Source organism: Rhodoluna sp. (assembly GCF_044232805.1).
GTDB lineage: Bacteria > Actinomycetota > Actinomycetes > Actinomycetales > Microbacteriaceae > Rhodoluna.
The window spans coordinates 12,379-34,709 of record NZ_JBIILG010000010.1 but is presented as its reverse complement, the minus strand read 5'-3'; the positions used below and the strand labels follow the sequence as shown (position 1 = coordinate 34,709).

The following is a 22,331-nucleotide window of genomic DNA, read 5'->3' as shown; positions in this document are numbered from 1 at the left end:
TTGTTGCACATCCGGTTAGTACTAACGCGGAAACGGCAACAAGAGCAGCTAGCTTCTTGATGTTCATAGAGATAACCTCTCGTTTTCATTTAAATGGTCGGAAAGACCCGACTGCTGATAATTATCGCGGTTTGTAAGGACAATTAAGCCAGATTTCATCTCCCCGTTATAAAAAAGATACCTAACCGCCTAAAGCCCAGCCCTTTCCAAGCCAACCCCTAATCTAAGCGGGAGCCCAGTTGGTTACAAAGTTAGCTCTATGTAAGGGTTTTACCGCTCAACGATAGTGAACTCAAAAGAGTACAGATCAGTTCGATAGCAGTGCTGTCCATACTCCAACGCAACCCCGGAGTTATCAAACGCGGTCCGATTCATGGTTAGTACCGGTGAGTTCTTTTCAATTTCTAACAAGTTCGATTCTTCTGCGCTAGCGCGACGGGCACCAATTTTTTGCTTAGCAACTTGGATTGAGGCGCCATTGGTTCGGAGCCAATCGTAAAGACCGGACTTGGACATATCGTTTTCGGTGAGGTGCTCAAATCTTGGGTGTATCCAGTTTTGCAAAACAGCAACCGGTGTTTTCCCCGCACTTCTTACCCGGTGTAGGAACACAACTTTTTGTCCAACAGAAACTCCAAGTTGCGCAGCAACAACTGCATCAGCAGGAACAAGTTTGAATTCAATAACTTTGGTTGAGGGCTTTCTTCCAGCTCGCTCAAGATCATCAAATAGTGATGTGAGTTCAACCCCGCGAGTAACTTGGCCGTGAACAACTTGAGTTCCAAGACCGCGACGTCGAACTAAGAGTCCTTTGTCAACAAGTTCTTCAATGGCTCGTCGAACAGTTGGTCTAGATAGACCAAGGCGCTCGCAAATGGAGATTTCATTTTCCAGCCGATCACCGGCAGCTAGTTGACCCGAAAGAATTGATTTTTCTAAAAGCTCAGAGAGTTGGAAATAAAGAGGAGCAGTAGATTTTCGATTCAGTTTGGAGAAAATCGAAAGCGGAAGGATTACCTCGGTCTTGCGCATCCGCTTATTCTCCTGATCTGAAGTATGTTATGACAATACTTCATTCCAGCAAGTTCAAGCCAAATTCATTGTTTCCAACCAGTGAACTTTTGAAGCTAGATGCGCTTACCTTCGTTGTCTATGGGCTTAGTAATTGGGCTCAGGATTGCCGCGATCAACATGAACACAAGTGGGATTCCAAACGCCACATACAACCCAGCAAATTCGCCCAAAGCACCTAAAGCAGGCCCCACGGTAATCGAGGAGATGGAAACCACGGTAATAATCATGTTGATTCGGGCAGGAGCCAAAGCTTCCTGGTCTCCCATCGAGGCAACTGACATTGGAAAACCCATTGCGATTCCTAGACCCCAAAGGATCAGACCCAGTAATGGAAGATTGATTAGATCCTGAGCAATGAATACTGCTATACCGCTGACGGCCAGCAGTGCCGAAAACAGAATGGTTCTGGACCGTCCAATCGCGTCAACAATGAATCCACCAAATAGCCGTCCGGCGGTAATGGCAATCCAGAAAATACCGAACATGATCGCAGCTTCCGAGCCCGAGTAACCAGAACCAGTTAGGGCGATTGGTACCCAGGTTCCAGCCGACATCTCGGCCATGATGAAAGAAAAACCAACCACAGCAATCAACAGACTTCGCTTTTCAGTCCATACCTTCTTGGTTTCACCTTTTCTGGACGCCTTGCTAGCTGTGCTCTCGGCAATTTTCTTTCGAGCAGGTAATACAACGCCGGCAGCAATCGAGATTGCGGCAACAAACAAACCTGTCACAAAGTAGTGACTGGCAAGCCCAATTCCTTGATCGATTGCCCAGCCAGAAATAGCCGCACCACCAAGCATGCCAACACCGTATGCACCGTGAATGGCAGGGAAGATTGAATGCTTTGACTTTTTATCCGCCGCATTACCCTCGTAGTTTCCAACGAAGTCCTCTATCGCCATTGGGGTTCCGATGGAAACTAGCAACAGGCTTGAAACAAGAATCAAACCTAGTTCCACCGAAAGACCAATACCCATGAGAGAGGCTGCTCCAATAGAGAATCCGAGAGCTGCAATAAGCCTCGAGCCAAAACGATTTACCAGAAAACTCGCAAAGAAAATTCCAAGCAATCCACCAACTGCATACAGCATGGTGAAGATTCCAAACTCGAGGTCATTGAACCCAAGCAGCTGCTGCACCTCTGGACCGCGACTAACCCAGGTGGAGAACAAGAAAGCTCTGGCAAAAAATAGAGCTGCGGAAGCGGTGGACCAAACAAATAGTGACGGCTTTGACAATTGATACCTAACTTCTTTCGTTTTCAATAAAGCTCCATGAGACCGCGTGAGTGATCATCATGTGAACATCTTCAATTCGACCCATGTTTGGTTCTGGAACTCTGATTTCAAGCTCGACTAAAGAGCCTAACTTCCCGCCATCCCTGCCGGTCAGTCCGACAGTCCGAGCGCCGATAGATTTTGCATACTCAACCGCCTTGATGACATTGTTTGAGTTCCCAGAGCCCGAGATTGCAATTACGAGATCTTTTGGTTCTAGGAAGTTCTTGAGTGGCTCAACCAGTGCTTGGTCGTAGTCAACATCATTGCTGTATGCGGTGAGGGTGGAAACCGAGTCATTTAGGCACATAACCTTGAAGCGCTCAGTTTTTTCATATGAGGCACCCTTGACTAGATCGTTGACCCAGTGCGAAGCGGTGGAGGAGCTGCCGCCATTACCCATTGTGAAGATCGTCTGATTGGCAGCACGAGTTTCTGAAAGCCAGGAAATCAAGGTTTCGATTTTGGAGGCTTCGACAAGGTCGATGGCCTCTTTCACCTTTGCCAAATAATTAGCCACGTAGTTCATTTAGTGCCAACTCTCTTGCTCCAATTAATACATTTGAATTACCCAGTGTTGAAAACTCCAGCTTGGTTTGCGTCTGGTCCAAAAGTGGCTCCAGCTGATTCAATAAAGCAGACTCTAACCTAGGACCAGCCTTAGTTATGCCACCGCCCAAAACCAAGAGCTCGGGATTGATAAGTCTTACCAGAGTCGATAACCCCGCGGCTAGTCGCGCGCTGTATTCCAACAAGAAACCATCGTCAAGCAAGAGCTCTTGAGCAGCTTTTCCATAATCTTTTCGCAACCAATAGCCGCTGCAGAATCTCTCAAGGGTTCCACGGTTACCCAATTCATCTGCCGGGCCGGATGGATCAATCACGATGTGACCTAGTTCTCCGGCAAGTTCACCGTGGCCGCGATAAATCTTTCCGTTGATAATCAACCCAGCTCCAATTCCAGTGGAGACAGTCACATAAGCAAGGTTTGATTGCCTGGAACCTCGGGAAACAAACTCACCGAGGGCTCCAACATTGGCATCGTTGTCTGCAACTGCTGGTAGCCCAAGCACACGCTTTGACCACTCAGAGAAATCGAATTCTTCCCAACCAGAAACGTGGACTGACCTTTTCACTCTTTGATTAGCAAAATCAAAGGGCCCGCCAAAGCTAATTCCAACTCGATCAATGGATTTATCCTTGGCGACTAATTCGGCAGCGTATAGCGCTAACTGGTCCAGGATTTTTTCGGGGGTTATATAGTCCGCCGTCACGAGCTCTAAGAAGCTCTCTAGGTTGCTGTCCGAGGCAATGCTGCACTTAGTTCCGCCAATGTCGAGTAGCAATGCAGTCATGAAAAAAGCATAACGAGACATCACGACGTCACACGTGTCAGGGCCGACTATTTTTGAGTCTTTAGAAGAGGTTGAAATCTTCCTCTATCGAATTGCCTTCAAGACCAAGTCTGTAATCGCCTTTTTGTTGGCGGGAGTGAGTTTTGTCAGTGCGAAAGATGTTGGCCACATCGAACCAGAATCTAGGTTTGCTGACTCATCAAAGCCAAGGGTTGAGTACCTTGATTTCCACTTGCCAGCATTTTGAAAAAAGACCAACACTTTGCCGTTCTTGTAATAAGCAGGCATTCCATACCAAGTCTTTGGCTCAAGCTCTGGAGCGATAGATGTGATCAGTTTGTGGATTGCCAAAGCAAGTTCTTTGTCTTCCTTGTTCATAAGCTTCACTTTTTCCATAAGCTCTGCCTCGCCCTTTACACCCTTTGCCTTGTTTTTGAGCTCTTGAGCTCTGTCCTTCATGGCCTGGCGCTCAGCTGCACTGAAAGTCTTGGTGCTTTTTGCTTTACTACTCGCTGGTGCTTTAGCCATTGTTTGCGACCTCCATTGAATTCAGTTTGGTGACATTTGCCATATGTGCGAAGTCTATCTGTCTATAGATTCGGGCAAAATAACCCCAGGCTACATTTCAAGAAACGCAATTGAGAGCAAAAGCTTAGAAAGTTCTGGGAAAACTAACAGGAGTCCTAAAGGTAAGCAGACACCAAATAACATAGAAGTACATCAATCTTCTGCTTGGCCAAGAGGCAATCAATAACGCCCCCGGGTTGGCTTTCTAACGAATGGAATTGCACTTGGCTACTTTGCTATACAAACTTGGATTGTTTTCGGCTCGTCGCGCCTGGCAAGTAATTGTCGCCTGGATTGTCATCCTTGGTATCACCGCCGGGCTCGCGCTTTCCTTAGGTGGAAAACTAACCACCAGCATCTCAATCGATGGCGTTCCCTCACAACAAGTTGTCGACGAGCTTCAAAAGACTTTTCCAGACGCATCCCGAGGATCAGGGCAAGTTGTCTTTCATAAGCCAAGTGGTGTGTTTAACCAAGAAGACATAGATGCAATTACCTCCGCGCTAACTGGCACAGAAAAACTCCCGGGAATTGCTGAAGCTTTGAACCCCTTCGACGTTCAAGTACAAATCGATCAAAGTGATGCGGATTTGGTTGAGGGTAAAAAGAAACTGCTTGACGCCCAGGCAATAGTCGATCAGGCAGTACTCGAGCTCGCCGCTGGCCAGCAAGAAATAGACGCAGGCAAAACGAAACTCGCTGGTGGTCTAGCTGTCATACAGGCAACCAGAGAAGATTTAACCGCGAACTTAACCTTGGTGAATGCAGGAATAAAGCAGTTTACCGACGCGGGTGCTGCGCCAACTGCCCAACTACTTGGAAGCAAGGCTCAACTAGATGCTGCATTAACTGAACTTGCTAAACAGGAAGCAATTGCAAATGCTTCCACCGCTGAGCTTGAAAAAGCTGAACTAGAACTCGCAGCTGGGGCAGAAGAAGTCGCTGCTGGCAAACTCGAACTAGAAGTAGCGAAAAGAGATCTCGAGTCGGCCCAGAATCTAATCAATGCCTCCGCAAATTTCACAACCGTTTCCAATGATGAAACTGTTGCGTTAGCAACAATTCGTTTCGATAAAAGAGGTACCGAGCTAGAAGCTGGAACTAGAGAGTCAGTTGTTGAGTATCTCCAAGAAGCCGACCTAAATGGAATTGAAGTGGAGTTCTCACAAGAGCTAACTCAGTCCTTTGGCGACATTTTGGGTGTTGGAGAAATTGTCGGCCTAATTAGCGCTGCAATTGTGCTGTTTATTTTGCTTGGCACGTTTATAGGTGTCTCGCTGCCAATCTTCTCTGCAATCGTCGGAGTTGGAATTTCGGCAACAATTACCTTGGCTTTGGCTTCTCAAATTGAAATGACCTCAACTACTCCGGTTCTTGGAGTCATGCTGGGTCTGGCGGTAGGTATTGACTACAGCCTCTTTATAGTCAATCGTCACCGCAGGCAGCTTAAATCTGGCGCGAAGCTCAAAGAATCAATCGCTATTGCAAATGGAACCAGCGGAAACGCTGTGCTCTTTGCTGGAGTGACAGTTGTCATCGCACTTGTTGCGTTGAACCTAACTGGAATTGGTTTTGTTGGCCTGATGGGATCAATGGGTGCAATTGCCATTGTTTTTGCCGTGCTTATTGCACTCACCGTTACACCAGCTGCACTGTCCTTGATTGGTGACCGCATTCTCACTAAGAAGGAACGAGCCAGCATCTCAACAGCCGCCAAGCGCAAAAAAGCCGCTACGGTCAAAACTTCAAAGGCGCCAGTTTGGGCTACCAAGAACCCTTGGCTTGCACTAGCTGCAACAATTTCTGTTCTGGTAATTATGGCAATCCCCCTTTCTGAAATGAGACTTGGGTTGCCAGATGGTGGTTCCGAGCCAACAGACTCGAGCGCATACAAGTCATACACCTTAGTTAGCGATGCTTTTGGACCAGGCTTCAACGGTCAAATCACAACTGTTTTGGAATTAAACGAACCGGTGGCCGAACAAGACACTCTCACTTTGCAGGCCGAGATGGCGTCAGCGCTAGCCGGTCTTGAAAACGTAACTGCCGCCGTTCCGGCTGCAGTGTCGGATGACAAGAAGACTTTCTTGTTCCAGGTTGTGCCAACCGGCGGGCCTTCGAGCGTTGAAACTGAGCAGGTTGTCTATGAGATTCGTGACCTGAACCAGATGGTCGAGGATAAGTACGATGGCAAGATTGGTGCAATAGGTATCACTGCAACCAACATCGACGTTTCAGACAAGATCTCTGATGTGCTACCGCTTTATTTGTCAACTGTCATAGTGCTATCGCTTCTGCTTTTGATGCTGGTATTCCGCTCGATATTGATACCGATTCTTGCGGCGGTGGGATTCTTACTTACCGTTACTGCAACTCTCGGAGCGGTTGTGGCGGTCTACCAATGGGGTTGGCTATCAGAGCTGCTGGGTGTGACAAGCCCTGGTCCAATCCTTAGCTTCTTGCCGATATTCCTAATCGGAATAATTTTTGGTCTGGCTATGGATTATCAGCTCTTCCTGGTTTCAGGAATGAGAGAGGCCTTTACTCACGGCAAGAAACCAAGGGATGCAATCAACTACGGAATTCACCAAAGCAGGGGAGTGGTGGTTGCGGCAGCGCTGATCATGGTCACAGTCTTTGGTGGATTCGCGTTCTCTCACCTGGCAACAATCCGTCCTATTGGCTTTGGTCTAGCAATTGGAGTTTTGATGGACGCCTTCTTAGTCAGGCTGATTCTGGTTCCTGCGGCAATGACAATTCTTGACAAGTCTGCTTGGTGGATTCCAAGGTGGCTAGACAAGGCTTTGCCAGACGTCGACGTTGAGGGAACCAAGATCGAGAACAAGAAGCTTCACTAGAGGCGAGCTATACGGAGAAGTATTTAGCCTCTGGGTGATGGAATACGAAAGCATCGGTTGACTGCTCTGGGTGAAGCTGTAATTCCTCAGACAAGCTGACTCCAACTCGCTCCGGCATCAGTAGCTCAACTACCTTCTTGCGATCTTCCATTTCAGGACAAGCTGGGTAACCCAGTGAGAATCTGGCACCGCGATACTTCAAGTCAAAGTATCCCTGCATGTCTTCTGGCTCTTCATTTGCAAAACCAAGCTCAGCTCTGATGCGGGAGTGCCAGTACTCGGCCAAAGCTTCGGTTAGTTGCATCGCTAAACCATTTAGCTCCATGTAGTCGCGGTAGCTGTTTTCTTCGAAAAGTACCTTGGTAACTTTCTCAACCGCAGAACCGAAAGTCACAAGCTGAACCCCAAACACATCGATCTCACCTGATGCTCTGGAACGGATGTAATCCGATAGGCAAAGGTGGCCATCTCTTCTTTGTCTTGGGAAGCTAAATCTCATTCGGTCAGTGCCGATAGCTCCACCTGATCCGCCATCTGGTGCAAGCAAGCCAGCTTTGCCAACAAGTCCCGATGAATCGTTATTGTGGTGCAAAACAATCAGGTCTTCGCCTTCTGAAACTGCAGGGAAGTATCCGTAAACAACCGATGCGTCAGCAATTGCTTCAGAGAGAATGCGATCTAACCAATACCTAAGTCTTGGTCTTCCTTCGGTTCGAACCAATTCCTCGTAACCTGGTCCGTCTCCTCGGGTGGGCTTTAGTCCCCATTGACCCATAAAGGTGGCGCGTTCGTCCAAATAAGAAGAGAAGTCAGCAAGGGCAATTCCCTTCACAATTCTGGTTCCCCAGAAAGGAGGGGTTGGAACGGGGTTATTGCTTGCTACCTCGGAGCGGGCCGGCATGTTTTCTGGCTCAGTTAGAACTAATTTGCTAGGTGCGTGGATTCTCTTTTTCAGTGGCTTCAATCCAACTGATCCGGCATCGGCGCCTCGAGCAATTGCAACCAGCGGCTCCATTAGATCAAGTCCTTCAAAAGCATCTTTGGCATAACGCACTGTTCCATCAAACTCGCCAGCTAAGTCGTCTTCAACAAAGGACCTGGTAAGGGCAGCGCCTCCCAGAATGATCGGCCACTTCTTGGCAAGCCCTCTTGACCCAAGTTCTGAAAGGTTCTCGCGCATAACAACGGTTGATTTCACCAAGAGACCACTCATACCGATGACATCTGCATTGTGCTCTTCGGCAGCCTTGATGATGTCAGCAACCTGTTGTTTAATACCGATGTTTACTACGTCGTAGCCGTTATTGGTCAAGATAATGTCTACGAGGTTTTTCCCAATGTCGTGAACGTCGCCTCGCACGGTGGCTAAAACAATTTTTCCTTTGCCGGCAGCTTCACTTTTTTCCATGTAAGGCTCTAGAAGCGCGACGGCTGATTTCATAACTTCGGCAGATTGCAAAACAAAAGGTAACTGCATCTCTCCGGCACCAAAGCGCTGACCCACAATTTGCATTCCGGCGAGCAGGTAGTCGTTGATGATTGCAAGTGGTTTGTTTCCTTCAGATCTCGAAAGCTCAAGATCGTCTTCTAGACCCTTGGATTCGCCATCAATGATTCGTCTTTCAAGTCTTTGGTTCACTGGAAGTGCCGCTAGCTCAGCTGCGCGAGCATCGCGTATCGATGCGGAGTCAACGCCATCGAATAGATCCAACATGGCAGATAGCGGGTCGTAAGTGAGATTCCTATCCGCGTCGTATTCACGGCGGTCGTAAATCAAATCGAGAGCAACTTTTAGTCGATCTTCTGGGATGTCCGCCAGTGGAACAATCTTGGCCGCATCGATGATGGCGGAATCGAGTCCTGCCTGGGTAGCTTCGTTCAGGAACACCGAGTTCAGAACAGATCTGGCCGCTGGGTTCAAACCGAAGGAAACATTGGAAACACCTAGGGTTGTGTGAATACCTGGGTACTTGGTTGTGATTTCCTTGATGGCACCAATGGTTTCAAGTCCGTCACGACGGGTTTCTTCTTGACCGGTTGCGATCGGGAAAGTAAGGGCGTCCACGATGATGTCTTCTACCCTCATGTCCCACTTAGAAACTAGGTCATCAATCAATCGGGAAGCGATACGAACCTTGTCAGCCTGGTTTCTGGCCTGACCCTGTTCGTCAATGGTTAGCGCAATCACGGCTGCACCGTGTTCTTTAACAATTGGCATGATCTTGGCAAAGCGCGAAGATGGACCATCGCCGTCTTCGAAGTTGACGGAGTTCACAACAGGTCTTCCACCGATTAGTTCAAGACCAGCTTGAATAACCGCGGGCTCAGTTGAGTCAATAACAAGTGGCAACGTTGAAGCACTGGCTAGTTTTGAGACAAGGGTTCGCATGTCGGCGACTCCGTCTCGGCCGACATAGTCAACAGAGACGTCCAACAAATGGGCGCCATCGCGCACTTGCTTGCGCGCGATGTCGACGCAGTCTTCCCATCTTTCATCGAGCATTGCCTGCTTGAAGGCTCTGGAACCATTGGCATTAGTTCTTTCACCAATTGCAAGATAGGTATTGTCCTGGGAAAGCGGCACGTGCTGGTACAAACTTGCAACACCGGGTTCAATTTCGATAGTTCTTTTGTGAATGCTTGAGTGGCCGAGTCTGTCAACAACTGCCTTCAAGTGAGCAGGTGTTGTGCCACAGCAACCACCAATCATTGCCAAGCCGAATTCTTTAACAAACTGTTCGTGAGCAGTTGCCAATTCTTCTGGTCCCAGTGGGTAGCTAGCACCGTTGGCGGTTAGAACTGGAAGACCTGCGTTTGGCATAACCATGACCGGAACCCTTGAGTGCTTCGAAAGCTGACGAAGGTGCTCGCTCATTTCGGTTGGACCTGTTGCACAGTTCAAACCGATCATGTCAACACCAAGTGGTTCGATTGCGGTAAGTGCTGCGCCAATCTCTGAACCCATAAGCATGGTTCCGGTTGTTTCAACAGTTACTTCAACAAAGATGGGCAGCCTGGTTCCAGTTTCCAAAATCGCCAACCGGCAGCCATTAATGGCTGCTTTGGTTTGGAGTAGGTCCTGCGAGGTTTCAACCAGGAAAGCATCGGAGCCACCCTTGATTAGGCCAACAGCTTGTTCCTTGAAGGTATCTCTCAGAAACGCGTAGTCAACGTGGCCCAGGCTTGGAAGTTTTGTTCCAGGCCCCATCGAACCCAAAACCCAGCGCGGCCTGGAATCTTTCTCAGTAAAACCATCGGCGGACTGGCGAGCAATTCTTGCCCCGACTTCAGCTAGCTCTTCAATTCGATCTTCTATTCCGTAGTCGGAAAGGTTTGACCAGTTTGCTCCAAAGGTGTTGGACTCAATGCAATCGATTCCGGCTTCAAAATAGGCGTCGTGGACACTTCTAACAATGTCGGGTCTTGTGACATTGAGAATTTCATTACAACCTTCTAGGTTTTGAAAGTCTTCAAGAGTAGGTTTACGCTCCTGTAATTCAGTACCCATGGCACCATCGGCAATCACCACGCGAGTGGCAAGTGCGTCCATAAGCCCTTGAGCTCTTGGCGCAAAGGCCATGGCTTTAATGGTGTGCATTAACGAATTCCTGCTCTTTGAAGTACTTGGGTAACACTTTCGTGTTGGTTGAATGCGTAAAGGTGCACCCCTGGTGCACCTGCATCAACTAGTTCTGATACAAGATTAGCGGCCCAGTCAATTCCTGCCTGCTTGGCATCATCTTTAGAGGTGACACCAAGTAGTTTGGCCAAGCCTTCTGGGTTTTTCTCACCGGTTAGCTCAATTACTCGATTAAGTCTCTGCATCGAGGTAACCGGCATGATGCCAGGCAAAATCGGGATTGTTACACCAGCATCTTTGGCTAGCTTCACAAACTTCACGTAATCGGCAGCGAAGAAGAAAACTTGTGTGATGGCATAATCTGCTCCCGCATTTTGCTTAGCAAGCAGAGCTTGGATGTCTTGACTGATGCTGTCAGAGTCGGGATGACCGTTTGGAAAGGTTGCTACCGCGACATTGAGCTCGGATCTGCTGTTTCCTCGTTCTTTGTGAACCTGGGAGATCAATTGGACTAGCTCGGAAGAGGTCTTTAGCTCACCTTTTGGTTCTACAGGCATCCCAGGCTGGGGGTCTCCTCTTAGGGCAAGAAAGTCAGTGATTCCCTCATCCATGAATTGACTGACTAATGCCTTGGTTTCCAAAAAGCTATGGCCAACGCAGGTTAGGTGACCCAAAGCCGCCGCTTGGGTGTTTTTGAGGATGAACTTCAGCACCTCGAGGGAATTCTTGGTCGAAGATCCACCAGCCCCAAAGGTCACTGATATAAAGGTGGGGTCCATTTTGGCGAGCTCGATTATGGAGGTTTCTAGGCTCTCGCCAGAGTTTTGGTCCCTGGGAGGGTAGACCTCAAAGGAAACTCGAACCTGATTACTCAAAACAACTCCCCGTCATTGGATTCAAGCCTATCTTCAATAAGGCCCATACGGCTGGCCTAGTTTGGCTAAACATGATCCCCGAAGACTAAAAGTGCTCACTTAATCAATCGGTTTCGTTCCCTAACGAATAGTTCCTTGAGGTACTTAGCCATTGCATAAATTACCAACGAGTAAGCAAGCACGGTTATGGGAAGAATCGAAACTTCTTCTTTGTCTCTCATTCCGACCAGCATCCACGAAGCTCCCATAAACGCAGCTTGGCTTAGCACTGCAGAAACCAACAGAAGCGAAAGTCCAGATCGTCTCAAGACAAACCAGGCAGGGAGAACTAGTAGCGTCAGGAGGTACTCAACCCAAACGGTAACACGGATTTTTTCGAGGTTCGAAGCTATATCAAAAGCAAACTTATCGATGGACCTTGATGGGCTCCAGTAACTTTGAAATGGTAGTACCGAACCATTCGCAAAGGCGTAAGTTAAATCGTTGCTTGCATTCGGGCCTTCGTTGGTAAAAACAAGGCTTTTTGGGTCTTGCTCAACAGGCAAGAAGCCATCCTGGTAAACACCCCAATCATGCAATACTCCGAAACTTACCTTGTTGAAAACGTGGCCCGGATTACTTCGGAGGTATTCAAGATACACAGCTCGGCCTTGCTTCTCGCCTTCGGCAAGTCCAACGTTCCAATAGATTGGGGTTGGCTGACTGAAGTGGCTATACCCCGGTGGGAGCTTTCCAGCATTTGTAACTTCAATAAGTTGATCTCGATCCATAGCCATGATTTCATTCCATAACGAAATACTTTGTTTTTTAGTTGTGGCGTCGGCACTGTTATCGATTGTTCGGTAGGCAAACGCTTCACCGGTAGGTAATTGCTGAATAAGTGCCTTCCAGCGAAGAGCCTCTATACCGAGATCCTCGTTATCTTTTTTCAGGTAGTAGTGATCCATCGACGACGTGAGAATCCATGCGCTGTCGTAATTCAGAGTTGCGGTGCCTGTTCTTGGCTCGTGATAAGAGCTCGCAAAAAAAGAAACAAAGGCAAGAGCGCTAATTGTTGCCGCAGTTAACCCCAAAGCAATCCTTTTGAAAGTCAGGCCACTAAACACAAATATCGTAATCAAGCCAATAATTACAACTAGGGAATTAAATTTCACCAAATAGGCCAGTGAAAAAACTAATCCCGTGATCGACGATAAGACAATGACCCTGGGTACGGTTCTCTGCCTGGCCGCGGTGGCTGCTAGAAGCAACGAGAGGATTAGAAGGTCACCTTGGAGCCACTCGGGAGAAGCAGAATTCAGACCGCCCCAGAAACCAACGTAAAGGGAATTTCCAAGGACAAAAACAGACGCTGCGACTGCGTTTGTCAGGCGCCACAACAAGAACACAGCCATAAGAAAAAGAATCAAGTGAAGGATGTTCTGTGCCCATTGGACGCTTTGCAGCCATTCAATGTCACTGAATGCCTCAGGTATTGGAACTCCCGCTGTTCGCATAACAATTCTGTTCAAAACAAAACTGTAGCCTGGGGCCAAAATCAGATTTGATGAGCCACTTAAAATCATTTCTAGGTAAAAAGTGTTGTCAGATCTTCCAGCATTTAGAGGATATCCAGTTGCAAAAAAGACTTGCATTACAGCGGCAATCACCAGCGAAGGAAGAAGAAGCGTGGCTTCTCGTGGAGCTTTACTAAACCACCTAATCATGTTCGTAACTCCGAAATATCTCTTCTTGAAGCAGCTGAAAATAGTCTTTGTGTGTTCCCAATCAGACTAGTCTCGCTTTAGAAGCAGCCTTTATCCAGTGGATAACATCCTCAACAATTTTGCTCAATTCGGCATGAGCACTGAAATCAGGGGTCTGGGTTTAGATTCTCGTGAACTCGTGTCCTGATCAGCCAGTCAGGGAACTCGTTTATTCGCCCTAGGCCGCCCAAAAGGGCACCTTTCCTGCCTTGATTGCAGGCCAAACTGACCCGGCAATGGATTTTGTAGACCAAGAAATATGCCACTATGATTTTCATTACTAACCAAACTAGAGAGGTACCCGAGATGACAGAATTGCGTCCTTCGCTATCTTTCGTTTGTGCAATGGGTATGTCAATGGCGTCTATGGAGCGAATGCTCTAGACGCTTGGTTTCTGCGTTTTTTCAACGGTGAACTAAGCCGCGGGGGTAAAGCTCCGCAAATTTCAAACACAACAAATCAAGTAAATACCTTCATATCCAACTAAGTCGGCCTCCGGCAAAAACAGAAAGAGATACAAACCATGTCAAGAAAAAGCACACTATCCCGCATAAGGGCGGGAATTGCAGCAGCAGCCATTGTGGCATTTGCCCTAACTGGTTGCGCACCTGCAGACACCGCAGCAACAGATGAATCAGCAATCACCACCATCACACCAGGAAAGCTAACCATCGGAACTGGCCTACCAGCCTATGAGCCATGGGTAGTTGGAGATGCACCTGAATCAGGCGAGGGCTTCGAGGCAGCAGTTGCTTACGCAATCGCAGCCGAGCTTGGCTTCGCAGCTGAGGACGTTGTATGGGTTCGCACCACATTCGACGAGGCAATTGCTCCAGGAGCTAAGAACTTTGACTTCAACTTGCAGCAGTACACCATTACTGAAGAGCGCAAGGCGAACGTTGACTTCTCAGACCCTTACTACACAACTACACAGACAGTTATCACAGTTGCTGGATCAGCCGCTGAGAACGCCACCTCACTTGCAGAGCTAAAGGACCTACTTGTTGGTGCAGCTTCAGCTACCACCAGCTTCACAGCGATTGAGGAATTCATTACTCCAACCGCTGGAGCTCAGGCATTCAACTCCAACGACGACGCCAAGGCAGCGCTTCAGAGCGGACAGCTTGACGCACTTGTAGTTGACCTTCCAACCGCACTGTACCTAACCTGCTGTGATCTAACCGATGGAAAGATTCTTGGACAGATTACTGGCGCTGAAGGTGGAGACAGCTTTGGTCTAGTACTAGACAAGGGCTCAGCACTAACTGCAGCTGTTAACGCAGCCATCAAGGCACTGCGCGACAACGGAACACTTGCAGAGATAGAGAAGAAGTGGCTAACTGACACCAGTGCGCCAGTTCTAAAGTAAGGCAGTAAATTGTTAAGGGGGTGGGAAACCACCCCCTTTTCTAATAGGGGAGCTATGTCAGATTCGAACCCATCAGAGGCGGAACGCCGCCGCCGGGTTTGGCGAGCCAAGCGCAAGCAGAAATCCATAGCGGTTTCACTTCTTTCGACTCTGGCGTTTGCAGCTCTGGTTTGGTTTGGGCTTTTGGCAACACCGGGTTGGGAAAGAGTCCAAGGTTTCTTTTTCGATTGGGATGTAGCGGTTGCTGCCTTCCCAAGAGTTTTTGATGGGCTGATGCTCAATCTTCGAGTTCTAGTGGCTGCGGCAATCTTGGTGTTGGTTTTTGGTCTCTTGTTGGCAATCTTTAGAACGCTCAAGAATCCAGTGTTTTTCCCACTGAGAGTTCTGGCCCAAGGGTATGTAGATCTATTCAGAGGCCTGCCACTGATTATTGTTTTGTACCTAGTCGGCTTTGGAATTCCAGGGCTTAGGTTGGAATTTCTTGGGCGGATTCCTTCTGAGGTTCTCGGCATCATCGCACTGACACTCACATATAGCGCCTACGTGTCCGAAGTTTTCAGAGCCGGTATCGAAGCCGTTCACCCATCGCAGCGCATGGCAGCAAGATCACTTGGCCTTAGCTATCCAAAGTCGATGAGGTTAGTTATTTTGCCGCAGGCTATTCGCAAAGTCGTCCCACCACTGATGAATGACTTTGTTGCCTTGCAAAAAGACGTTGGATTGATCTCCGTGCTTGGTGCAATTGACGCCGTTCGTGGTGCTCAAATTGAAGTTGCAAAGTTTGCCAACTTTACTCCGTATGTTGTTGCCGGCTTACTGTTTGTCTTGCTGGCAATTCCAACCGTGAGGCTAGCTGATCGAATTCAAAGAAAGTATTCCGAACGTGAACAGGCAGGTAATGCACTGTGATCGATTGGACTAAACCACGTCTGAAGGTAGTCAACCTCAAAAAGAACTATGACACCAAGGTGGTTCTTGATGGGGTGGACCTTGAGGTATTTCCAGGCCAGATTGTTGCCGTTATTGGCTCGTCGGGGTCTGGAAAGTCAACGGTGTTGCGCTGTGTGAATTTACTGGAAGATATTCTCGATGGACAGATCTTCCTAGAAGGCGTTGAGATCTCCGAGCCCGATGTTGACCAAGACAAAGTTCGCGAACAAATTGGACTAGTTTTTCAGTCCTTCAACTTGTTTGGGCATCTTTCAATTTTGGAAAACATTACTTTGGCTTTGATACATGTCAAAAAGATGTCAAAGGTAGAAGCTAGGCAGAAAGCCCTTACTTGGCTAGAGAGAATTGGCCTAGCCGATAAAGCCGATTCTTATCCAGACAAACTTTCCGGGGGACAGCAACAGCGCACCGCAATTGTTCGAGCAATTGCCATGGAGCCCAAGGTTTTGCTGCTCGATGAGGTAACAAGCGCGCTAGACCCAGAACTGGTTGGAGAAGTGCTCTCATTGATTAAGGACCTCAAGGCATCTGGAACCACCATCCTGATGGCCACCCACGAGCTCTCGTTTGCAAGAGAAGTTGCCGACTGGGTAATTTTCTTGGAAAAGGGAAAAATTCTTGAACAGGGCGGAGCTAAAGATTTCTTTGACAACCCAAAGCAGCCAAGGACTAAAGAGTTCCTAACGCGAATGATCAAGCGCTCCGAACAGTAATCAAACAGCTAGGCTTATTGCATGTCCCGCAAAGCCCTCTTGTTGTTTTTGGGGACCGGGTTAGCCTGGGGACTCCCGTACTTCTTTATTCAAATAGCGCTTGAGGATTTTTCGAGCTACTCAATCATCTTCATCCGTGTACTAATTGGCGCGGCCATTATGGTTCCACTGGCCTTGAACTCTGGTGCTCTAAAGATTGCGCTCAAGCACTGGCAATGGGTTCTATTCTTCGCGGTTATGGAAATGGTTATTCCTTGGTGGCTAATCACTGAAGCCGGTAGACACATCTCCTCTGGCCTTACCGCCTTACTGATTGCAACAGTTCCTATGTTTGGGGTTGTTGTAGCCAGCCTCCTAGGTGACAAGTCGATCAGAAACCCCAAGACTTTAATTGGCATGGTTGTTGGATTCGCTGGAGTTGTTGCTCTGGTCGGTATCGACTCATTCCAGGGAATTGTGGATCCAATCTGGGTTGGGGCTGTAATCCTTGGATCCATTGGCTACGCAATTGCACCTGCTGTTATTTCTTACAAGATTGGGTTTGTGCCGACCACGGGAGTTATAAGCCTGTCTATGGTTTTCGTAGCTATTGCCTATTTAGTTCCGGCAATTACCCAGTTGCCGCTGGAAATAGCCAATACGCCAAGCTTTGAATCCTGGTTGGCGCTTCTGGGCTTGGGTGCCATTTGTTCCGCCCTGGCTTTTGTGCTCTTCTTTGCATTGATTAAAGAAATAGGTGCCCCGAGAGCCACACTTATTGTTTACATCAATACCTTGGTGGCGCTGCTACTAGGAGTTGTATTCCTGAGTGAGCCAATTACTCCAGGCCTTCTGATTGGGCTTCCTCTGGTATTGGTTGGAAGCTGGCTGGCTGGTCAAAAATACGTGGCTAAACAGCCCACAGCCAGCTAATCGGCGGTTAAATCCTTTGTTTTCGGTCTATTTGACATAAATCCCAGTCCATTTGAGTAAAAATTCTGGTATTTTGATTCAAAGCAGGAATTTATTCATAGAAAGCCCCAGGAATGCAAAAAACGACCCAAATTCTTATCGACCAGTCTCACCGTCAAGCTTGGAGCATTGATGCCGAGAAGGCCAAAGAGCTAAACCCTGGCAACCCTCAAGATTCTGGGTACTCAAAGTTAGTGCTCTCAGCTGAAGCATCGGGGTTTGGAGTTCGCTCACACCAAACAGGAACTTTCACCAAAGAGTCTTTGAGCGGAGTTGATGTATTAGTTATCCCACACGCATCCGATGATGATTGGGAGAAAACCTTAGGTGAGGGTTCACCGAAATTAACCTCCGATGAGATCTCAGCCGTTAAAGACTTCGTATCAGCCGGTGGTGGACTTGTGGTTCTAGGAGAATCTGAACAGCCAAAGTACGGAAACAATTTTTCGGAGCTCACTGAGCAGTTCGGTATCAAGATTGCAAACGCAACTGTTCAGGATTCTGAACACAACTTCAAAGGTGTTGCAACCTGGGTGCTTGCTGATCTGAAGAAATCATTTGAATTTGATCTTGGTTTCAAAGTAGAGCAGACCGCTTTCTATCGCTCCGGAGTTTTAGAAATCAAAGCTGGTTCGGATGCTCACGTGATTGCAACCAGCTCAATTTCTGCGACACCTTCAGAGGCAGCTCTAGTTGCAGCAACTAAGTTTGGAAAGGGGCGAGTAGTTGTTCTTGCCGACAGCGACATTTTCGGTGATGACTCAATCGATGAATTAGATAACAAAAACTTTTGGATCAACATCGCATCCTGGGTCTCCGGTGGAAAAGCTGCCGCGCTAGCGCAAACTAGAAAAGACCCATCCTGGGCCGCAAGCGACCCAAGCTGGCTAAAACTTGCTGCCGCAGTGGAGACCATAAAGCCGATGCAAATCAAGGACGGGTCAATAGATTCAACTGCACACAATCTAGTCGAAGCCAACAAGCAGATCGCTCTTGTGTTGGAAGCAATTACGGAGCTAACTCCGAGATTTGAGCACCAGATTGATTACCTTACTCAGGTCAGAAAAGACATCCAGGCATGGGCTGATGGTGGCTTCAAAGTGCCTGACTTCTATGACTCTCTGGAGCTATTCCGTCCGGATCTTAAGCGCGAGAACAACGTTGAGAACCTTGCCGTTTTTGCTATGTATACCCAAAACGGTAACCCGAACCGAAACCTTGAGGCGGTTATCACCAACACCTTCTGGCCTGACTGGCTTGCAGAAAAGGAGCAGGTTTACCAAAACAGCGCCTTTGTCCCGATTGAATTCGTGGCCTTTACTTCTGGCTACGACACCTTCTCGGCAGTGTTCTTTCCAGAGACCGTTGCTACCAGAGAGCTAGCCAAGTTCTACTGGGGAGGAATCTTCTGCGACCGTGAGGCTGCCAGATTCCGCATGGTCACGAGAGCTGCGCAGCAGCTGCTTTTCCTACCGCTTCCTCCGGATGCAGAAAGAGTTGTCAACGATCAATATCTTGCACAAGAAACTTATGTGCTTTGGGACTTGATTCACGACCGCACTCACTCCAAGGGTGATTTGCCATTTGATCCATTCATGATCAAGCAGCGCATGCCTTTTTGGATGTATGCATTAGAGGAATTGCGCTGCGACCTGTCAACGTTCAGAGAGACATTTGTGTTGGATGAGCAAGGCGAAAGACTTGGAAAGTACATCCGCTATGCAATCTTGTTTGATCGTTTGTTCCGTTTTCCAATCACTGGTCCAAGAGTTAGAAATTATGACGGACTTGGTGGACAGATAATTTTCAGTTACCTGCACCGCCACGGCGGCTTGAAGTGGACTGACAACAAACTTAGCTTTGACTGGGACAAGGTCAACGAGCAGATTGTTGCACTGTGTGGTGAAGTTGAGAGTTTGTATCACGATGGCATCGATAGATCCAGAGTGTCTCAGTGGATGGCATCTTACGAATTCGTTAGCGATCTAGTTCAGCCTCACCCTGCTTCAACCTGGGCCAAGGGTGCGGACTCTTTGCCGGTTGAGGGCGAACTGAAGGAAATGGTGAACGCAGTATTAGACGATGAGTTCCCATTAAATGTTTTCTTCGATACTCTAAATCGCAACTTACAAGATGTGATTCTCTCAACAAAAGGTGTTACTGCCTAAGGCGGCAAGTTTTTATGGAAGCTATAGACCGAAAAATTCTCACTCTCTTAGCTGAGGACTCTGAGCGTTCCCTACAAGATCTTGCTGCGAAGGTTGGATTACCGACATCGACGCTGCACCAAAGAATAAAGCGCCTAGAAACCCGGGGCCTGATCTTGGGCTACCAGGCCAAATTGGATCTTCGCAAAGTGGGGTTGAGTCTGACCTCATTTGTTTCACTGACACCTATTGATCCTGCAGCCCCAGATTCAATTCCAGCTCAGCTGGAATCTATTTCGGAGATCGAGGGTTGTTGGAGTGTTGCTGGAGAAGAAAGCTATATAGTCAAGGTGAACGTGTCTGAGCCTGCGGACTTGGAAGCACTTCTGGGCAAGATTAGAGCCCAGACAAATTGCTCGACCCAAACTACTGTTGTTTTATCAACCGCCTTTGAGAACAGACCACCGGCAATTCCAGAATCAGACCAGAACGATAGCTAGAGAAAGAAGCGAAACAGAAGATGACCACAAGAAAAATCTGGCGCGGATTTGCTAGCGATAACTATGCCGGTGTTCACCCAGCAGTATTTGAGGCGATGACCCAAGTCAATGAGGGTCATGAGATTGCCTATGGTGACGACACCGAAACAGAAAAGTTCAACAAAGTCGTGGTCGAAAACTTCGGCCCTAAGGCTGTTGGCTTTCCACTGTTCAATGGCACCGGTGCAAACGTAGTTGCGTTGCAGGCAGCTATCCAAAGGTGGGAAGCAGTTATCTGCGCGGACACTGCTCACATCAATGTTGATGAGGGTGGCGCTCCAGAAAAGATGGCTGGTTTAAAACTTTGGACGGTTCCAACTCCTGATGGAAAACTAACTCCGGAGCTAATTGAGTCACAGATTTTTGACATCGGTGTTGTTCACAGGGCCCAGCCTGGAGTCGTTTCGATAACCCAAACCACAGAGCTTGGTACTTTGTATAAAGCGGCAGAAATCAAAAAGATCGCCGAGCTTACCCATAAGCATGGGCTTTTGCTTCACCTAGATGGCGCGAGAATTTCAAATGCCGCCGCGGCGCTGGGGTTGTCTTTCAAAGAGTTCACCACCGATGTCGGGGTAGATCTTGTATCTGTTGGCGGAACCAAGATTGGCGGCCTTGGCGCAGAAGCTGTGGTTGTTGTTGACTCAAGCACTCCTCGAGGAAAGCAACTTGCAGAAGCTATGCCATTTCTTCGAAAGACCTCTATGCAACTACCTTCAAAAATGCGCTTTGTCTCGGCTCAGCTAAATGCCCTATTTGGTAACAAAGCAGCTCTAGCTCTAGCCAACGCAAAACACGCGAACCAGATGGCTAAAAAGCTCTACGAGGGAGTTGTTGCGATTGCGTCGAAGAGCTCGCTTGTCACAATTCCGAACCCAACTGAAGCAAACGCTGTCTTCCCGATCCTGCCTGAAAAGATCACCAACAAATTACTTGAAACTTATCGATTCTATGTTTGGAATCAAGCGACGGGCCAGGTTCGCTGGATGTGCGCTTGGGATACCCAAGAATCAGACGTCGATGGCCTACTTGCTGCCCTTGATGCTGCAGTTAGCTAAACCAAATAGCTAAAACAGGGAACAATAAACAGTTTTTATTAGTTGGGAATCAAATGAATAAAAAACCTGAAACTTCCGCGCCACTGACCGACCTATTGGACAAGCGTTGGAGCCCTAGAGCCTATGACGCTAACTATCTAATTGCAGATCAGGACCTGCTTTCTATTTTGGAAGCTGGACGCTGGGCCCCTTCTGCAAGTAATGGCCAGCCGTGGAGATTCTCGGTAGCGGTTCGAGGAACTGATGTTCACGACAAGGTGACGGCGGGACTTGGTGGCTTTAACCAGGCTTGGGCACCTACTGCTTCAGCCATGATCGTGATTTCAATTAAGAAAAATGAAGATGGCACATCAAGTGCAAAGAATTTCTATGACGCAGGCTTAGCCGTTGCGCTTATGACCGTGCAGGCGCAGTCACTAGATCTTCATTCTCACCAGATGGCTGGAATTGTTCCGGAACTTATCCAGGAAAGCCTTGCTATTCCTGCAGAATTCGAAGTTGCGGTAGTTGTAGCAATTGGCAAGATCACCTCGCCGGATGTATTTGAGGGAGCTGCTTACGAAAGAGAGATTGCTCCTCGAACCAGGCTGTCTCTCGAGGAAATTGTTCTGCACGGCAAGCCTTAGAGTTAATACGTGCCCATCACCGAACAAATAGCGCTCTGGTATGACCAGATTGGCCCGATTCTCTTTGTTGCGGCTGTTTGGGCTCTGGTTTTTGCAGGAACCGGACTACTAATTGGGGCCTTCATACCTTTTATTACAGGTGACTCACTTGTTTTTGCTGCAGGCTTGGTTGCGGCTAGTTTTCCAGAGAGTATCAATATCTGGGCTCTCAGCATCGGCATAGGAATCTTTGCATGGTTAGGTGACCAAGTTGGTTACACACTTGGCCGACACTTTGGCAGGCCATACCTAGACAAACGACAAGGTGCGATTATTCAAAGCGCCATCAGTAATGCAGAGAAGTTCTACCAGGCCTGGGGTTGGTGGGCCGTAGTTATCGCAAGATTCATACCAATGGCAAGAGTTCTAATCCCAGTAATTGCGGGAATTGGAAAAATGAATTACTACAAGTTCTTCTCAGCCAACCTAGTTGGCGCAGTGGTCTGGGGAATGGGGCTATCTCTTGCCGGCTACTTTGCAGCGAGCATTCCTTTCGTCAAAGATGCCACTTACATCCTTGCCGTGCTGGTAATCGCGGCATCACTTGTTGCAGGAATCAGGTCTTGGTACAAAAACAACAAATCTAAAGCCACTGCTTAAGGG

18 protein-coding genes are annotated in these 22,331 nt (G+C 48.1%); 10 read left to right on the top strand and 8 right to left on the bottom strand.

The window, feature by feature from the left end; translation table 11 throughout:
• Window positions 1-270: 270 nt before the first annotated feature.
• The 5 genes from AC9UES_RS02880 to AC9UES_RS02860 all read right to left on the bottom strand — a co-directional run bounded on the left by AC9UES_RS02880 (window position 271) and on the right by AC9UES_RS02860 (window position 4,237).
• Entirely contained in the window at window positions 271-1,032 is a 762-nt protein-coding gene (locus AC9UES_RS02880; protein WP_509526657.1) for a GntR family transcriptional regulator, read from the bottom strand.
• Between the two features lie 95 nt (window positions 1,033-1,127).
• Entirely contained in the window at window positions 1,128-2,315 is a 1,188-nt protein-coding gene (locus AC9UES_RS02875) for an MFS transporter (RefSeq protein WP_509526655.1), read from the bottom strand.
• A 7-nt stretch (window positions 2,316-2,322) separates the two neighbouring features.
• Complete coding sequence (locus AC9UES_RS02870; RefSeq protein WP_509526653.1) at window positions 2,323-2,883, bottom strand: SIS domain-containing protein; 561 nt, start codon at window positions 2,881-2,883, stop codon at window positions 2,323-2,325.
• Window positions 2,867-3,709, bottom strand: coding sequence for an ROK family protein (locus AC9UES_RS02865; protein ID WP_509526651.1), 843 nt, complete (start codon window positions 3,707-3,709; stop codon window positions 2,867-2,869). Before AC9UES_RS02865 ends, AC9UES_RS02870 begins: the two co-directional genes overlap by 17 nt.
• A gap of 84 nt (window positions 3,710-3,793) precedes the next feature.
• The gene (locus AC9UES_RS02860; protein ID WP_509526649.1) at window positions 3,794-4,237 is read right to left on the bottom strand and encodes an iron chaperone; all 444 of its coding nucleotides are present in this window, start codon (window positions 4,235-4,237) and stop codon (window positions 3,794-3,796) included.
• Window positions 4,238-4,488: 251 nt separating this feature from the next.
• Between AC9UES_RS02860 and AC9UES_RS02855 the strand changes: the two genes are divergently transcribed.
• Window positions 4,489-7,134: an MMPL family transporter gene (locus tag AC9UES_RS02855; RefSeq protein WP_509526647.1), complete on the top strand. Its 2,646-nt coding sequence runs from the start codon at window positions 4,489-4,491 to the stop codon at window positions 7,132-7,134.
• Between the two features lie 7 nt (window positions 7,135-7,141).
• Here the strand turns inward: AC9UES_RS02855 and metH are convergent, their stop codons facing one another.
• The 3 genes from metH to AC9UES_RS02840 form a co-directional block, all read right to left on the bottom strand.
• On the bottom strand, window positions 7,142-10,732 hold the full coding sequence (gene metH / locus AC9UES_RS02850; protein WP_509526645.1) for a methionine synthase: 3,591 nt from the start codon (window positions 10,730-10,732) through the stop codon (window positions 7,142-7,144).
• On the bottom strand, window positions 10,732-11,589 hold the full coding sequence (locus AC9UES_RS02845; RefSeq protein ID WP_509526643.1) for a methylenetetrahydrofolate reductase: 858 nt from the start codon (window positions 11,587-11,589) through the stop codon (window positions 10,732-10,734). Before AC9UES_RS02845 ends, metH begins: the two co-directional genes overlap by 1 nt.
• Before the next feature lie 95 nt (window positions 11,590-11,684).
• Window positions 11,685-13,295, bottom strand: a complete 1,611-nt coding sequence (locus tag AC9UES_RS02840) for a hypothetical protein (RefSeq protein WP_509526641.1) — start codon at window positions 13,293-13,295, stop codon at window positions 11,685-11,687.
• Window positions 13,296-13,858: 563 nt separating this feature from the next.
• Between AC9UES_RS02840 and AC9UES_RS02835 the strand changes: the two genes are divergently transcribed.
• The 9 genes from AC9UES_RS02835 (at window position 13,859) to AC9UES_RS02795 (ending at window position 22,328) form a co-directional block, all read left to right on the top strand.
• Window positions 13,859-14,704, top strand: coding sequence for an ABC transporter substrate-binding protein (locus AC9UES_RS02835; RefSeq protein ID WP_509526639.1), 846 nt, complete (start codon window positions 13,859-13,861; stop codon window positions 14,702-14,704).
• A 54-nt stretch (window positions 14,705-14,758) separates the two neighbouring features.
• A complete protein-coding gene (locus AC9UES_RS02830) occupies window positions 14,759-15,613 on the top strand; it encodes an amino acid ABC transporter permease (protein ID WP_509526637.1) in 855 nt (284 codons plus the stop codon).
• On the top strand, window positions 15,610-16,368 hold the full coding sequence (locus AC9UES_RS02825) for an amino acid ABC transporter ATP-binding protein (protein WP_509526635.1): 759 nt from the start codon (window positions 15,610-15,612) through the stop codon (window positions 16,366-16,368). The genes AC9UES_RS02830 and AC9UES_RS02825 overlap by 4 nt, the downstream gene beginning before the upstream one ends.
• A gap of 21 nt (window positions 16,369-16,389) precedes the next feature.
• A complete protein-coding gene (locus AC9UES_RS02820) occupies window positions 16,390-17,280 on the top strand; it encodes a DMT family transporter (protein WP_509526633.1) in 891 nt (296 codons plus the stop codon).
• Window positions 17,281-17,393: 113 nt separating this feature from the next.
• On the top strand, window positions 17,394-19,487 hold the full coding sequence (locus AC9UES_RS02815; protein ID WP_509526631.1) for a DUF6421 family protein: 2,094 nt from the start codon (window positions 17,394-17,396) through the stop codon (window positions 19,485-19,487).
• A 14-nt stretch (window positions 19,488-19,501) separates the two neighbouring features.
• Window positions 19,502-19,966, top strand: coding sequence for an Lrp/AsnC family transcriptional regulator (locus AC9UES_RS02810; RefSeq protein ID WP_509526629.1), 465 nt, complete (start codon window positions 19,502-19,504; stop codon window positions 19,964-19,966).
• Window positions 19,967-19,986: 20 nt separating this feature from the next.
• Window positions 19,987-21,063: a threonine aldolase family protein gene (locus tag AC9UES_RS02805; RefSeq protein WP_509526627.1), complete on the top strand. Its 1,077-nt coding sequence runs from the start codon at window positions 19,987-19,989 to the stop codon at window positions 21,061-21,063.
• A gap of 53 nt (window positions 21,064-21,116) precedes the next feature.
• A complete protein-coding gene (locus tag AC9UES_RS02800) occupies window positions 21,117-21,689 on the top strand; it encodes a nitroreductase family protein (protein ID WP_509526625.1) in 573 nt (190 codons plus the stop codon).
• Window positions 21,690-21,698: 9 nt separating this feature from the next.
• Window positions 21,699-22,328, top strand: a complete 630-nt coding sequence (locus AC9UES_RS02795) for a DedA family protein (protein WP_509526623.1) — start codon at window positions 21,699-21,701, stop codon at window positions 22,326-22,328.
• Window positions 22,329-22,331 lie beyond the last annotated feature (3 nt).